This is a genomic window from Cupriavidus sp. PET2-C1, from assembly GCF_054515855.1.
Genome location: NZ_CM137259.1, coordinates 1149360 through 1163734, shown reverse-complemented (window position 1 = coordinate 1163734; position 14375 = coordinate 1149360). Strand labels below are relative to the sequence as shown.

General features: G+C 67.4%; 13 protein-coding genes. 7 read left to right on the top strand and 6 right to left on the bottom strand.

Going from position 1 to position 14375, the window contains the following annotated elements:
- Positions 1-179 precede the first annotated feature (179 nt).
- Complete coding sequence (locus ACX12D_RS05305; RefSeq protein ID WP_459373181.1) at positions 180-1859, bottom strand: DUF342 domain-containing protein; 1680 nt, start codon at positions 1857-1859, stop codon at positions 180-182.
- Between the two features lie 321 nt (positions 1860-2180).
- On the opposite strand from ACX12D_RS05305, the gene ACX12D_RS05300 reads away from it, so the two are divergent.
- Positions 2181-3134: a bestrophin family protein gene (locus ACX12D_RS05300; protein ID WP_459373180.1), complete on the top strand. Its 954-nt coding sequence runs from the start codon at positions 2181-2183 to the stop codon at positions 3132-3134.
- 188 nt (positions 3135-3322) lie between these two features.
- Positions 3323-4210, top strand: coding sequence for a class I SAM-dependent methyltransferase (locus ACX12D_RS05295; RefSeq protein WP_459373179.1), 888 nt, complete (start codon positions 3323-3325; stop codon positions 4208-4210).
- 72 nt (positions 4211-4282) lie between these two features.
- Here the strand turns inward: ACX12D_RS05295 and ACX12D_RS05290 are convergent, their stop codons facing one another.
- Together ACX12D_RS05290 and ACX12D_RS05285 are read right to left on the bottom strand one after the other, a co-directional pair.
- Entirely contained in the window at positions 4283-4849 is a 567-nt protein-coding gene (locus ACX12D_RS05290) for a DUF1415 domain-containing protein (protein ID WP_459373178.1), read from the bottom strand.
- Between the two features lie 75 nt (positions 4850-4924).
- A complete protein-coding gene (locus ACX12D_RS05285; protein ID WP_441639559.1) occupies positions 4925-5317 on the bottom strand; it encodes a hypothetical protein in 393 nt (130 codons plus the stop codon).
- A gap of 133 nt (positions 5318-5450) precedes the next feature.
- Here ACX12D_RS05285 and ACX12D_RS05280 point away from each other — a divergent pair, with 133 nt between their 5' ends.
- Positions 5451-6719 (top strand): TIGR03862 family flavoprotein, encoded by a 1269-nt coding sequence (locus ACX12D_RS05280; RefSeq protein WP_459373177.1) that lies wholly within the window; start codon positions 5451-5453, stop codon positions 6717-6719.
- 16 nt (positions 6720-6735) lie between these two features.
- Here the strand turns inward: ACX12D_RS05280 and ACX12D_RS05275 are convergent, their stop codons facing one another.
- Entirely contained in the window at positions 6736-8358 is a 1623-nt protein-coding gene (locus ACX12D_RS05275) for an NAD(P)/FAD-dependent oxidoreductase (RefSeq protein ID WP_459373176.1), read from the bottom strand.
- 187 nt (positions 8359-8545) lie between these two features.
- On the opposite strand from ACX12D_RS05275, the gene ACX12D_RS05270 reads away from it, so the two are divergent.
- Entirely contained in the window at positions 8546-8851 is a 306-nt protein-coding gene (locus tag ACX12D_RS05270; RefSeq protein ID WP_150986262.1) for a single-stranded DNA-binding protein, read from the top strand.
- Between the two features lie 77 nt (positions 8852-8928).
- On the opposite strand, the gene ACX12D_RS05265 is transcribed toward ACX12D_RS05270, so the two are convergent.
- Complete coding sequence (locus ACX12D_RS05265; RefSeq protein WP_459373175.1) at positions 8929-9303, bottom strand: hypothetical protein; 375 nt, start codon at positions 9301-9303, stop codon at positions 8929-8931.
- Positions 9304-9477: 174 nt separating this feature from the next.
- Between ACX12D_RS05265 and ACX12D_RS05260 the strand changes: the two genes are divergently transcribed.
- From ACX12D_RS05260 to ACX12D_RS05250, 3 genes are all read left to right on the top strand, one after another.
- Positions 9478-10920, top strand: coding sequence for an aminotransferase-like domain-containing protein (locus ACX12D_RS05260; RefSeq protein WP_459373174.1), 1443 nt, complete (start codon positions 9478-9480; stop codon positions 10918-10920).
- A gap of 192 nt (positions 10921-11112) precedes the next feature.
- Positions 11113-11514, top strand: coding sequence for a hypothetical protein (locus ACX12D_RS05255; protein WP_459373173.1), 402 nt, complete (start codon positions 11113-11115; stop codon positions 11512-11514).
- A 207-nt stretch (positions 11515-11721) separates the two neighbouring features.
- Positions 11722-13197 (top strand): sensor domain-containing diguanylate cyclase, encoded by a 1476-nt coding sequence (locus tag ACX12D_RS05250; protein ID WP_459373938.1) that lies wholly within the window; start codon positions 11722-11724, stop codon positions 13195-13197.
- Positions 13198-13286: 89 nt separating this feature from the next.
- On the opposite strand, the gene lpxO is transcribed toward ACX12D_RS05250, so the two are convergent.
- Positions 13287-14189, bottom strand: a complete 903-nt coding sequence (lpxO, locus tag ACX12D_RS05245) for a lipid A hydroxylase LpxO (RefSeq protein WP_441639565.1) — start codon at positions 14187-14189, stop codon at positions 13287-13289.
- Positions 14190-14375: the final 186 nt, after the last annotated feature.

Sequence of the window (14375 nt, the reverse complement as noted above, 5' to 3'; positions counted from 1 at the left end):
GTGGAGCAAGGGATTGGCGCTTGCGCGGAGGCTCGGGCGCCGCGGCCCGGGCGGGGCCAGGGCATGTTACGCGTCACGTAACGTGTTCCGCATCGTGCTCCGTATTGTGTTCCGTGCGGCACATGCAAAACCGCCGCGCAAGAGCGCGGCGGCCGGCGTGCGACGGGACGCAGGGGGACTCAGACCAGCGCGATGCGGTCCTCCACCAGCCGGATGTGGCCGCCCGGCTTGTCCTCCATGATCTTCATCGACTTCTGCCCGATATGCAGGCTGCAACCGCCGTGAATGCGCCGGCTCACCTCGATCACCGCCTCGGGAGACGGGCGAAGCTGCTCGGCAAGCTTGGCGAGCCTGGCATCGAGCGCAATCGAGTCGCGGGTGAGCTTGAACAGCGTGGCGCGCGCCTTCTCGCGCAGGTCGCCCACCGCTTTCTCGGGATTCTTGGCGAAAAAACTGACCAGTTGCTGCACCTTGGCCTGCTCCGCCTCCAACTGGCGGCGCTGGGCCTCGAGCTCGGCCTTCTCGGCTTCGGCATAGGGATTGGTGCCCACCTGCACGGTCGTGGCGGTACCGGCGGAGGCGCCGAGGGTGGCGGTACGCACAGCCAGTTGCGCACGGCAGCGCCCGCCGGTGATGTTGCCCTGGCCACCCTTGGGGCTGCCGGCAATGATGCTGCGCCCGGCGGAGACATCGCTCTGGCGGATGCCGCTTTCCACCTTGACCTCGGTGCCGGCCTCGACCACCGCGCTTTCGATGAAGCGCGCATGCAGCGAGCCCTTGCAGGTCACCCGCGCCAGCGCGACACCCTCGGCGCCTTGATGTGATCCTTGATGTGATCCTTGATGTGCGCCTTGATGTGTGCCCTCGGCCTTGCCAATGATGCCGCCTTTCACCACCACATTGCCGCCCGCCTCCACATGGGCAGCCTCGATGGTGCCGCTGACGATCACGTCGCCGGTCACGCGCACTGTCATGCCGGTCCTGATATCCCCGTTGACGCGCAGCGTGCCGTCGAAGGTGACGTTGCCGGAGTGCATGTCCACCGCTTCCACATCGACCACCGGGCTCACCGACACGCCCTGCGCCAACACGGCCGGCGAGCCGGAGATCGCCGCCACCAGTACCTCGGGATCGGCGGGATCCGGCGCCACGCCGGTCAGGCCGTCCGCAAACGGCGGATCGATGGCCGGCACGGCGGGCACGACCTTGCCGAAGACATCGATGCCGTCGCTGCCCTGGCGGGCCGGGATGCGCCGCATCAGCGGCGTGCCGGGATTCACCAGCAAGAGCGTGCCCAGGTCGCGCAGGTCGATGCGGCCGCTTTCGTCCTCGGCCACCAGCGGCTTGGGAGGGGCCAGCAGGCTCTCGAAGCGCGCTGGCGTGCCAGGCAGCGGCGCGCGTCCAGTGGCAATCTCAAGCCCGTCGCAATAGCCGGCCTCGACCGCGCCACGCAGTGCCGCGCTGTCCGGTTCGGCCTTGACGCCGCGCTCGGCCAGCGCGGCACGGATATCGTCCCGTGTCACCTCGCGCCCGCCCTGCGGCGGCAGCAGGTTGAGCCGCACGCTCAGATTGTCGCTGCTGACGCTGAGATCGAAGTAGCCGTCGGTCAGTTCGCCAATCAGCGCCTCCACGGGCGTCCCCTCGATGGCGCGCTGGCATTGCGCGAGAAAGGCGCCGATTGCGGCGGTATCCAGTTTCGCCTCCGCCCAGCCGCCCCTGGCCAGCGCCTCTTGCAGCGCGGCGCGGTCCGGCGCCATGCGGCCCGGCATGGCAGCATATGCCGCGCGCAGCTGCCGCGCGCTGTCGTCCAGGCTAATCTGCAAGCCGCCGGCCTCTGTGTCTTGTCCCCGGTTTTCCATTCGGTTGTTCCCATGATGGATCGTGTCCGGACGGCTCCGCCCCGTCCTCGGGGTCGTCCGCAATCCCGGCCTCGGCAGTGCCGCGCCGCCGCTGCGCCATGGCGCGGCCGCCCGGTGCCCGTGGCCTGCCAGGCAGGCCCTTGAAGCCGGGGATGTCATTGATGCGCTGCGGGATCTCGGTCCCTTTTGGCGCACACAACACCATCGGCCGATTCGCCGGAAACTTGAGCCGCAGCACCGCCAGCAACCCACCGCCATGGCGAAAAATGTACACTTCTGCCCATCGACGGAACGCCGTGCCGCAATGCCAGAGGATCACAGATGATTGTGCGAGACCGCCCATCGGGACTGAGGTTGTTCCTGGTCCTGCGAGGCTCGATCCTGTCGCGCATCTGGCGCGTGCTGCTGGTGAACTTGCTGGTAGCGGTCGCCGTCACGCTCAGCCACGGCGCGTTCTTCGAGCACAAGGTCACGCTTACGGCCATCCCCTTCACGCTGATCGGCCTGCCGCTGGCCATCTTCCTGGGCTTTCGCAATACCGCCGCCTACGATCGCTTTTGGGAAGGGCGCAAGCTGTGGGGAGAGCTGGTGGTGCGCAGCCAGAACCTGGCACGGCAATGCCTCAGCCTGATCGCGGACAACGTGCCGGACAGCGCCGGCCATAAACCGGCGGGCCTGAGCGACGCGCGCGTGCGCATGATCTCCCGCACGATTGCCTACGCGTACACGCTGCGCAACCGTTTGCGCGGCGCCAGCGCCGCCACCGGCCTGGACCCCGCGTGGCTGCGCCCGGCGGAGCTCGCCGACCTGCAGCGCAGCACCAATGCGCCCGCCTTGCTGATGATGCGCATGGGCGAAGACCTGGGCCAGTGCGTGCGGCAGCACCGCGTCGAGCCCTGCCTCGCCGCCGGCATCGACGACACCTTGTCGGCCATGATGGCCACGGCGGTGGCGTGCGACCGCATCCACAACACGCCCATCCCGTTCTCGTACACGCTGCTGCTGCACCGTACCGCCTACCTGTATTGTTTTTTGCTGCCGTTCGGCCTGGTGGATACCATCGGCTTCGTCACGCCCGTCGTGGTGGCCATCGTGGCCTACACCTTCTTCGGCCTGGATGCGCTGGGCGATGAGCTGGAAGAACCGTTCGGCACCAGTGCCAACGACCTGCCGCTCGATGCGCTCTGCCGCACCATCGAAATCGCCATGAAGGAAGCGCTGGGCGAGACCGCGCTGCCGCCGCCGCTCGTACCTGTGGATTACTGCCTGCTTTAGTGGGCTCTGTTTAGGGGGCTCTGTTTAGGGGGCTGTTCAGGGGGCCTGGCGAGGCGGCGCCGGCATGCGCCGGTTGCACCACTCGCCCGGCCAGGCGCGACTTTCGGTAAACTGCCGCTGTACCGGCGCAGCGTCGTCCGGCTTTGGCGCACGCCTCACCGCTTTTCCCCAGGTTCCAGACATCCCAGATGGCCCAGAAGTCCCCGGCGTCCAAGACGCCCGCCGCACCGGCGCCCAGCCCCCACGAAATCCGTCCCGGCCAGTCCATCGAGCTGCTCAAGGCGCTGCATATCCTCACGCGCGACGGCAAGATGAACCAGGACAGCCGCCGCAAGCTCAAGCAGGTCTACCACCTGTTCCAGTTCATCGAGCCGCTGCTGCAGGACCTCAAGCAAGATCACCCCGACGTGACGCTGGTCGACCACGGCGCTGGCAAGTCCTACCTCGGCTTCATCCTGTACGACCTGTTCTTCAAGGCGCAGCTCGACCAGTCGCACATCTACGGCATCGAGACGCGCGAGGAACTGGTGCGCAGCTCGCAAGAGCTCGCCAGCCGGCTGGATTTCAAGGGCATGTCGTTCCTGAACCTGTCGGTCGCGGATTCGATCACGTCTGACCAGCTTCCGCCCACCATCGATATCGTTACCGCGCTGCACGCCTGCAACACGGCCACGGACGATGCGATCCGCTTCGCGCTGGAAAAGCGCGCCAAGTACATCGTGGTGGTGCCGTGCTGCCAGGCCGAGGTGGCCGGCGTGCTGCGCAAGAACAAGGGCAAGCTGCTGGCCGGCAATCCGCTGACCGAGATCTGGCGCCACCCGCTGCATACGCGCGAGTTCGGCAGCCAGGTGACCAACGTGCTGCGTTGCCTGCAGCTGGAGGCGCACGGCTACCAGGTCAGCGTGACCGAGCTGGTGGGCTGGGAGCATTCGATGAAGAACGAGCTCATCATCGCGCAGTACAAGGACCTGCCGCGCCGCCGCCCGGCCGAGCGGCTGAACGAAGTGCTGCGCACGCTGGGACTGGAAGAGATGGAAGCGCGCTTCTATACGCAGGAGCCGGCTGCCGCCGGCTGAATCTGACTCGCGCCATGCCAACGGCGCGCTGCTGTCCACAAGCTGAAACGCGCCGCTTCGACGGCGCGTTTTTTATGTCCCGCCGGCCTCGGTCATCAGCTTGCGCCAGCCGTCGTGGCCGAGCCGGCGCATGGTTTCCTGGTTGCGCTCGTAGATATCCGACGCATCGGGAAAAGCCGCCACGGCCCGCGCGATGCTGTCCTCGCGCAGCAGGTGCAGGATGGGGTAAGGCGCACGGTTGGTGTAGTTCTCGATGTCGTCCGGCTCGCTGCCGCCGAACTCGTAATGCGGATGGAAGCTGGCAATCTGCAGGATGCCCGCCAGGCGCAGGCTCTTGAGCAAGCGCTCGGCGAAATAGAGGAAATCGTTGTAGTCGAGAAACTCGGCCAGCGCGCGTGGCACGATCAGCAGGGTCGTATCGATCTCGGCAGGGTCGGCATCGGCAAGCGTGCGCAACTCGGTTTCGAGATCGGCGAGCACGCCCTCGGTGTCGGTGGCATCGCTCACCGTATAGCGGATCTGCCGCTTCACGTGCACCGCCTTGGCGAAGGGGCACAGGTTGAGGCCGATCACCGCGCGCTCCAGCCATTGCTGGGTGGCGCCTACGATGGACTGGGTGGATGTCGAAGCGGTGGGCATGGCGATGCGTGACTGCGCTAAACCGCCATTTTACCCCCCCGCCCCGGCGGGCCAAAGGCCAAAGGGCAAAGGGGCTTAGCGGCGCGCCCCGTAGATCTGCCTGGCCAGCGCCTCGGCCTGGCGCATGGCCGCATCGCGCTCGGCCGTGCTCAGCTTTGCGCAGACGTACTCCAGGTTGGCGGTGTCCAGGTCGGTGACGTGGCGCTCGCCGGACAGCACGATCACCTTGCGCCACATGCAGGCCTTGACGCGGTCGCGCTCCAGCCCGAGGCAGCCGGACTGCAGGCAGTACGAGAGGTTGCGCTGGGACAGGAAATCGCCTTTCATCGCCTTTTCCTGCAACCCCTGCGCGGTTTCCTGCGCGAGCGCCGGGTGCACGCCGGCCACGAGGCCCAGCACGACCAGCAAGACCAGAACCAAGGCCCGCGCGGCGGGAAGAGGCAACGACAAGCGGGACGGCAAGGGCATGAGAGGCGCGGGAGACCAGTGGCACGAGGGAAGGGGCGATCTTAGCAGTTGCCCCTGCCCTATATAATCCGATCCGCCGCACCCTGCCTTGCGCCCCTTTGCGTGATCGACCGCCTTGCCCCGGATCCAACCCATGTCTGCACCCGCCGCCTCCCTCCCCGCCGCCAGCGTCGCCGTGATCGGCGGCGGCCCCGCAGGCCTGATGGCGGCCGAGGTACTGGCCGCGCGCGGGTTTCGCGTGGACGTGTATGACGCCATGCCCTCGGTGGGCCGGAAGTTCCTGATGGCCGGGCGCGGAGGCATGAACCTCACGCATTCCGAAGCGGCGCAGCCCTTCCTCGGGCGCTATGGCAAGCGCAGCGCGCAAATCGCACCGCTGCTGGCCGGCTTCGATCCGCAAGCGCTGCGCGGCTGGGTGCACGGCCTCGGCATCGAGACCTTCGTCGGCAGCTCGGGCCGCGTCTTTCCCACCGACATGAAAGCCGCGCCAATGCTGCGCGCGTGGCTGCACCGCCTGCGCGAGGCCGGCGTGCAGTTCCATATGCGCCGTCGCTGGCTGGGCTGGGACGATGCGTCGGGCCAGCTGCGCTTTGCCACGCCCGAGGGCGAGCTGCTGGTCCAGGCCAATGCCACGGTGCTGGCGCTTGGCGGCGGCAGCTGGGCACGCCTGGGTTCCGACGGCGCATGGGTGCCGCTGCTGGCAGCGCGCGGCGTGGACATCGCCCCGTTGCGCCCCGCCAACTGCGGCTTCGATGTCGCCTGGAGCGAGCACTTCCGCACACGTTTTGCCGGCCACCCGCTGAAGGCCGTGGCCATCGGGCTGCGCGAGCGCGATGGCGTGGAGCACTATCGCCAGGGCGAGTTCGTCATCACGGCCGGCGGCATCGAGGGGAGCCTGGTCTATGCGCTGAGCGCACCAATGCGCGACCTGCTCGAAACCACCGGCGAGGCCACGATCCATCTCGACCTGGCGCCGGGCCTGCCGGCCGAACGCGTGGCCGAAGCGGTGCAGCGCCCGCGCGGCGCGCGCTCGCTATCGAGCCACCTGCAGAGCAAGCTGGGCATCACCGGCGTCAAGGCCGGCTTGCTGCGCGAATGCTTGTCAAAGGAAGAATTTGCCGACCCCGCGCGGCTGGCGGCAGCGCTCAAGGCGCTGCCCCTGCGCCTGCTGCGCGCGCGCCCGATCGATGAAGTGATCAGCAGCGCGGGCGGCGTCGCGTTCGAGGCGATGGACGCGCAATTGATGCTGCGCGCCGTGCCGGGCGTGTTCTGCGCCGGCGAGATGCTGGACTGGGAAGCGCCCACCGGCGGCTACCTGCTGACCGCGTGCTTTGCCAGCGGGCGCGCGGCCGGGCTGGGAGCGGCGGCCTGGCTCGAAGCAACCCGGGCTGCCGGGCGCTAAGCCAGCCTGGGCTCGCTCAGGCTGGCTTGCCGTTGACGATGCTCAACGCCACCGCCTCGGCCACTTCGATGCCATCGATGGCCGCGGAGTAAATGCCGCCCGCATAGCCAGCGCCTTCGCCGGCCGGGTACAACCCTTCCACGTTCATGCTCTGGTAATTGTCCTTGCGGCGGATGCGCAGCGGCGACGACGTGCGCGTTTCCACGCCGGTCAGCACCGCGTCATGCATGGCGAAGCCGGCAATCTTCTTGTCCAGTTCGGGCAGCGCTTCGCGGATGGCTTCGATGATGTAGTCGGGCAGCGCGGTGGACAGGTCAGTCGGCGTGACACCCGGCTTGTAAGAGGGCTCGACCGTGCCCATCGCCGTGGACGGCCGGCGCGCGATGAAGTCGCCCACCAGCTGCGCCGGCGCGTTGTAGTTGCGCCCGCCAAGTTCGAAGGCGCGCTCTTCCCAATGGCGCTGGAAGGCGATGCCGGCCAGCGGGCCGCCGGGGAAATCCTCCGGCGTGATGCCCACCACGATGCCGGCATTGGCATTGCGCTCGGCGCGGATGTACTGGCTCATGCCGTTGGTCACCACGCGGCCCGGCTCCGAGGCCGCGGCCACCACCGTGCCGCCCGGGCACATGCAAAAGCTGTAGACCGCGCGGCCATTGCTGGCGTGGTGCACCACCTTGTAGTCCGCGGCGCCCAGCAGCTTGTTGCCGGCGAACTTGCCAAAGCGGCTGCTGTTGATCATGCCCTGCGGATGCTCGATGCGGAAACCCAGCGAGAACGGCTTGGCCTCCATGAACACGCCGCGCTCATGCAGCATCTCGAAGGTATCGCGCGCGCTGTGGCCCACCGCCAGGACGACGTGGTCGGCCTGCAGGTATTCGCCGTTGGACAGCTTGAGGCCGCGCATCTTGCCGCCCTCGATATCCACGTCCTCGACGCGGGTCTCGAAGCGGACCTCGCCGCCCAGCGCGAAAATCTCGGCGCGCATCTTCTCCACCATGCTGACCAGGCGGAAGGTGCCGATGTGCGGGCGCGCGAGATAGAGAATGTCCTCCGGCGCGCCGGCCTTGACGAACTCGTCGAGCACCTTGCGGCCGTAGTGCTTCGGGTCCTTGATCTGGCTGTAGAGCTTGCCGTCGGAGAACGTGCCCGCCCCGCCCTCGCCGAACTGCACGTTCGACTCGGGGTTCAGCACGCTCTTGCGCCACAGGCCGAAGGTGTCCTTGGTGCGCTCGCGCACTTCCTTGCCGCGCTCCAGGATGATGGGCTTGAAGCCCATCTGCGCCAGGATCAGGCCGGCGAGCAAGCCGCACGGGCCCATGCCGATCACCACCGGGCGCAGCGTGGTGCCCGGTGCGGGCGCCTGTGCGACAAAGCGGTAAGCCATGTCCGGCGTCACGCTCCAGTTCGGCTTGCCGGCCATGCGCTTGATCGCCGCGGCTTCGTCCTTCACCGCGATATCGAGGATGTAGGTGAGCTTGATATCGGAGCGCTTGCGGGCATCGTGCGCGCGGCGGTACACGGTGAACCCGGTCAGGCCATCGGCCTTGACACCGAGTTCGGCGAGGCGGGCGAGGACCACGGCCTTGAGATCGCTCTCGGCGTGGTCGAGCGGGAGTTTGACTTCACTTAGACGTAGCATGGGAACCTGGAATTCTGCGGCCGGTGGGTCGGCCCTGGAAGGGGCGCGGACTGCACTCTGGTTGAGCGTCGGGCTGGCCGGACCGCAATTTTATCGTTTTTAGCGCCAGGGTCCGCATTCTCTGCCACGAGCGCGCGAAATTGTGAGATCTTCCGCACCCCGGCAAGATAACCAGCAAGGAAGAAAGATGATCGACGCACTAGTCAGCGGCCGGCTCCACGGCCACGCCAGCGAACGTTCCGGCCAGGGCGGCAGCCAGTACGTGACCGCCAAGCTCAAGGCAGCGATCAACGATGGCGACACCGTCATCGTCAATGTCATCGCGTTTGCCGACAAGGTGCGCGCAGGGCTGCTGGCGCTGGAGGATGGCGAATCGGTCGCGCTGTCAGGCAGCCTCACGCCCAAGGTCTGGACCGACAAGAACGGCGACACGCGGCCCGCCCTGGACCTGGTGGCCCATGCCATGCTGAGCGCGCACGGCCAGCAGGACTGACCACCCCGGGGCGGCCGTCCCGGCCAGGTGCGCGCGAGGCCTGCGCTGGCTCATCCCCTTCGTAGCGCGCCCTCTGTTCATGCCTGCGCCGGCCGCAGCCAGCGGGTCCACCAGGGCCCGGCCGCGGGTGCCTGCAGCCCCAGCGTGGCCGCCTGCCAGGCCAGCATTTCCACCCAGCCTGCCGACAGCGCCACCTCGCTGCCGGCAGGCAGGCGGCGCGGCTGCCGCCACACGGTGCCGGCCAGCCAGCGCGGCGCCTCGGTGAGTTCGATTTCGCCCTCCAGCACGCACAGGGTCGTGCCGGCCTTGGCATGGAAGCGCAGCACGCGGCCGCTTTCCAGGTCGAGCACCTGCGCCTGCGGCTCAGCGCCAGCCAGCTTGGCGCGCGTGGGCTGGACGTGCTGGACGTTCTGGACAGTGGGGATGATCGGGTCTGAACGATAGTCTTGCATGATGCCGGCTCCCTGGCTTTGACAGGGTTCCAGACTACCGACGCAGATCGGGCCGAAACAGGCACACGCCTCTAGCTTGTGAACCGTAACAGAGGCATAACAGGCCATCTGTTACGATACAGAAGACCCTGATCTGTATCTGTTGCGCCGGCCGCCGCCGCGCCACCATGCTGCATGGAATCCACCCCTCTCTACCGCCAACTTGCCCATCACTACCTGCACGCCATCGAAACGGGCGTTTTGAAGCCGGGGGACCGCGTGCCCTCCGTGCGCACGCTGATGGAGCTGCACGGCGTGAGCCTGTCGACCGCGCTGCAGGCCTGCCGGCAGATGGAAAGCGATGGCCTGCTCGAGGCCAGGCCGCGCTCGGGCTACTTCGTGCGGCACCGCCGGCACAAGCCGCTGGCGCCAATCGAAGAGCCTGCCGCCACGCTGCCCGACCCCGCGCAATACGTGGGCATCCATGAGCGCATCTCCGCCATCACCGCGCGCGGGCGCCAGCAACCGGTCACGGTGAATTTTGCTGGCGCTTGCGGCGCGCCCGCGCTGTACCCGGCGCAAGGCCTGCGCAATGCGGCGGCGCGCGCGCTGCGCCTGCACCCCCAGCTGTTTGGCAGCGCAGCCGACGCCGGCGGCCATCCGGCCTTTCGCGCCGTGCTGGCGCGCAACGCGCTGCTCTCGCGCATCACGGTCGCGCCGGAAGACATCCTGGTGACCCACGGCTGCACCGAGGCGCTCAACCTCGCCCTGCGCGCGGTGGCACAGCCCGGCGACGTGATTGCCGTGGAGTCGCCCACCTACTACGGCCTGCTGCAGATCCTGGAGAGCCTGGGCATGCGCGCGCTGGAGATTCCCAGCAGCCCGCAGACCGGCATCTCGCTTGAAGCGCTGGAGCTGGCCGCGCAGACCTACGACAACATCCGCGCCGTGGTGGTGGTGCCGAACCTGCAGAATCCGCTGGGCAGCATCATGCCGGACGCCAACAAGGCGCAGCTGGTGGCCTGGTGTGATGCGCGCGCCATCGCGCTGATCGAGGACGATTGCTTCTCCGCCCTGGCGGACGGGGACGCGCCGCTGGCCGCCCTCAAGGCCTGGGACCGCAGCGGCGGCGTGATCCATTGTGCCTCGCTGCACAAGATCCTGGCGCCCGGCATGCGGCTGGGATGGATCGCCGCGGGCAAGTGGCAGGCGCGCGTGGAAATGCTCAAGTACAGCCAGTCGCGGCCCAACGAGTTGCTGGCGCAGATGGCGGCGGCCGAGTTCATGGGTTCCGGCGCGTACGAGCGGCACCTGCGGCGCCTGCGCGAGCAATTGCGCAGCCAGCGTGCGCAGGTGGCACAGGCGATTGCCGCCGAGTTTCCCGCCGGCACGCGTGCCTCCAACCCGAACGGCGGCCTGCACCTGTGGGTCGAGCTGCCGGGCTCGGTCCCGTCCGAAGCTGTGTTCGACCAGGCCATGGCGGCGGGCATCCGCGTCGTGCCCGGCGTGATGTTCTCCAACTCCAACCGCTTCGACCATTTCCTGCGGCTCAATTGCGGCACGCCGGTCACGCCAGAGATCGAGCGCGCGTTGCGCACGCTCGCTGCGGTGGTGGCGCGCCTGGCGGACCAGCCGTAGCCGCCATAGCGGCCATAGCGGCCGATGGTGGATGGCAGGCGACGGGCATGGCGCGCCACATCCGTCGCCTCGCGCCACCATTCGCTCCTGGCATCGCGCCGTTCATCGCAGCGCGCTAGGCAGCGGCGGACCGGCCCGGCATTCTTGCGAACATTGCCGAAACCGGCAGGCCGCGCTCCCAAGGAGAACCAGATGCCACATCCCTCCCTTCCGCTCGCCATCGACACCGTGGGCTCCGCCCTGCGCCTTTGCACCGCCCGCCGCGCCGACCCGGCGCATCGCCTGGCGCGCACCGATGCCAGGGCTGGCCTGGACACCAAAGACAACGCCGCACGCACGGAGCATGACCAGGGACAAAGCAGGCCCCCCGGGCTTGCCGATACCATCGGCCGGGTTCCTGTCCAGACCTTGACCGAGATGACTCATGCCAACTCCGCTGCCAGCGGCAAGCTCGATGAACTGCGCACCCTGGCCTCGCACCTGACCGCCGGCTCGCTGTTGCAGGCGGCGACGCTGCAATTGATCGCCGAGCAAGAGAACACGCAGCACCGGTACGCACCCGCGCGCATCGCCGAGCTCTCCCGCCAGGCCTGACGCGACGGCCTGCGCCACGTGTGGGTATTTACGCCACACATCACCCATTCCCTCCCCTGCTGCCCTATGCTATCGCTCGTAGCGAGCATGGCGGCGGCCCCGGTAAATCCGAGGCGGCACAAAGCCAGCCGTGCCACACGCGTGCCAGCCACTGGCCCGCGCCGAACAGGATTGGGATGGGGATAGGGATTGGGAAAAGACGCACTGATAGCAACGACCGACACGCCGCGGATCGACGACGAATACAGAGCCTTGTTCCAGCTGGCGCCAGTCTCGCTGTGGCTGGAAGACTTCAGCGCCGTGCGCGAGCACTTCCAGGCCCTGCGCGCGCGGGGCGTGACCGACCTGCGCAGCCACCTGCGCGCCAATCCGGAGGAAGTCGCGCATTGCTCGGCACGGATCCGCGTGCTGGACGTGAACCAGCGCACGCTGGACCTCTTCCGCGCCGCCGACCTCACCGACCTCGTCAATAACCTGGACACCGTCTTTCGCGACGAAATGTTCGACCAGCACGTCGAGGAGCTCGGCCAGCTGTGGGACGGCGAATTGCGCTTTTCAAGCCAGACCGTCAACTACACGCTGGAAGGCAAGCGGCTGGACATCCGCCTGAATGCCACCGTCATGCCCGGCCATGAGGCCACCTGGGAACGCGTGCTGCTGTCGATCGAGGACATCACCGCGCGCGTGGCCACCGAACGCGAGCTGCGCCGCAGCGAACAATACGCGCTGGGCCTGTTCGAGCATTCGCCGGTCTCGCTGTGGGTCGAGGATTTCAGCGCGGTCAAGGTGCTGCTCGATGAAGTCCGCGGCGCGGGCATCTCGGATTTCCGCACCTTCCTCAACGTGCATCCGGATTTCATTTCGCGCTGCATGCAGGAAATCCGCGTGCTCGACGTCAACCAGCAAACCCTGCTGATGTTCAGCGCGTCGACCAAGGAAGAGCTGCTCTCGCGCCTGGGCGACGTGTTTCGCGACAATATGCGCATCCAGTTCGCCGAGCAGCTGATCGACCTCTGGAACGAGAAACTCCGGCAGCAGCGCGAAGTCATCAACTACGCGCTGGATGGCCGGGCCGTGGACGTGTTCATGCAGTGGTCGGTGTTTCCCGGCCACGAGGCGGAATGGGACCAGGTGCTGGTGTCGCTGACCGACATCACCGCGCGCAAGAAGGCCGAGGCCTATGTCGAATTCCTCGGCAAGCACGACGTACTGACCAAGCTCTACAACCGCGCCTACTACGAAGACGAGCTCGCGCGGCTGGGCCGCAAGGGCCCGTGGCCGGTCAGCGTGATCGCGGTCGACCTGAACGGCCTGAAGCAGGTCAACGACCAGCTCGGCCACGGCGACGGCGATGCGCTCCTGCGCCGCACCGGCGAGGCGCTGAAAAAGGCCGTGGGCGACCAGGTCTGCGTGGCACGGGTCGGGGGCGACGAGTTCATGGTGCTGCTGCCGGCGCGCGACGAGCGCAGCGTGGCCACAGTGGTCGAGCAGATCCACCAGGTGGTGGAGCTCAACAACCAGTTCTATCCGGGCACCGCGCTCAGCCTGTCGATCGGCACCGCAAGCTGCAGCGCAACGGACCGCCTGAGCGACGCCGTCAAGCTGGCCGACGCCCGCATGTACCAGGCCAAGCGCGCCCACTACGAGGCGCTCGACGACGAGCGCGAGCGGCGCCGCCAATAGGCCTCGCCGATGGGCAAGAGAAAGGGCCGGCATCAGCCGGCCCTTTCTTCTTCTGTATTCGTGCTCTCCAGCTTTCGAGCTTTCGATCGTTACAGGTACACGATCAGCGCCACGCCGGCGGCGATCAGGCCGAACTTGACCACGTAGTAAGCCGGCCGGCTCCACGCCTTGAAACGCCGGCGATACTGGCCGCAAATCCAGACAAAGCGGAACAGGCGGTTGATCATGCCGGTCTGGTCGGACTCTTCGTTGGGCGAGCTCGCCGCGGTCATGACCTTGCGGCCCAGCCAGCGGTTGACCTTGCCGGCCCAGCCGAAGCGCATCGGACGCTCGATGTCGCAGAACAGGATCAGCCGGTTGCTGTCGCTCTTGTTCTCCGCCCAGTGCAGGTAGGTCTCGTCGAACACCACGCCCTCGCCATCACGCCAGCTATGGCGCTCGCCGTCGACCTCGATAAAGCAGCGGTCGTCGTTAGGCGTGGCCAGGCCCAGGTGATAACGCAGCGAGCCCGCGAACGGATCGCGGTGCGGGTTGAGCTTGCCGCCAGGCGGCAGCTCGGCGAACATCGCCGCCTTCACGCTCGGCAGGCCGCGCAGCAGCTCCACCGTGCGCGGGCACAGGACCTCGGCCGACGGGTGGCGGGCTTCATACCATTTCAGGTAAAAACGCTTCCAGCCGTACTTGAAAAACGAGTTGAAACCGGCATCGTTGTTCTTGTCGGCCGCCTTGATCTTGCGCATGGCAGCCAGGGCCAGGCCTTCGTCGCGGATCTCCGGCCACGCGGCGCGGATCTTCTCCAGCTCGGGAAAGCGCTCGACGGGGATGTAGGGTGTGCGCGGCACACCGGAAAATACATACATGAAGCAGTTGACCGGGGCCACCAGGGCCGAATGGTCGAGCAACTGGCGCCAGATGCGCAGCCTCACCTTGCCACGGAAATGCACGTACAGGATCGCTCCCAGGTACGCCGCGACGATTATCCACTTGATCACCCGAAATCCTCCATATCAGCAGTACCGCGCGCAGTTGCATACGCGGGCAACGCGACGGTGTCGGGGGCGAAAACCCGTAGTGTATCGAAATGGGAGGCGCCCTGCTGAATGATAGCGATACGCCACACGCCGATCCATCGCTCAGGATCGGCGGCGCAAGCGGCCTAAGAGGCCGGAGGGCGGCCT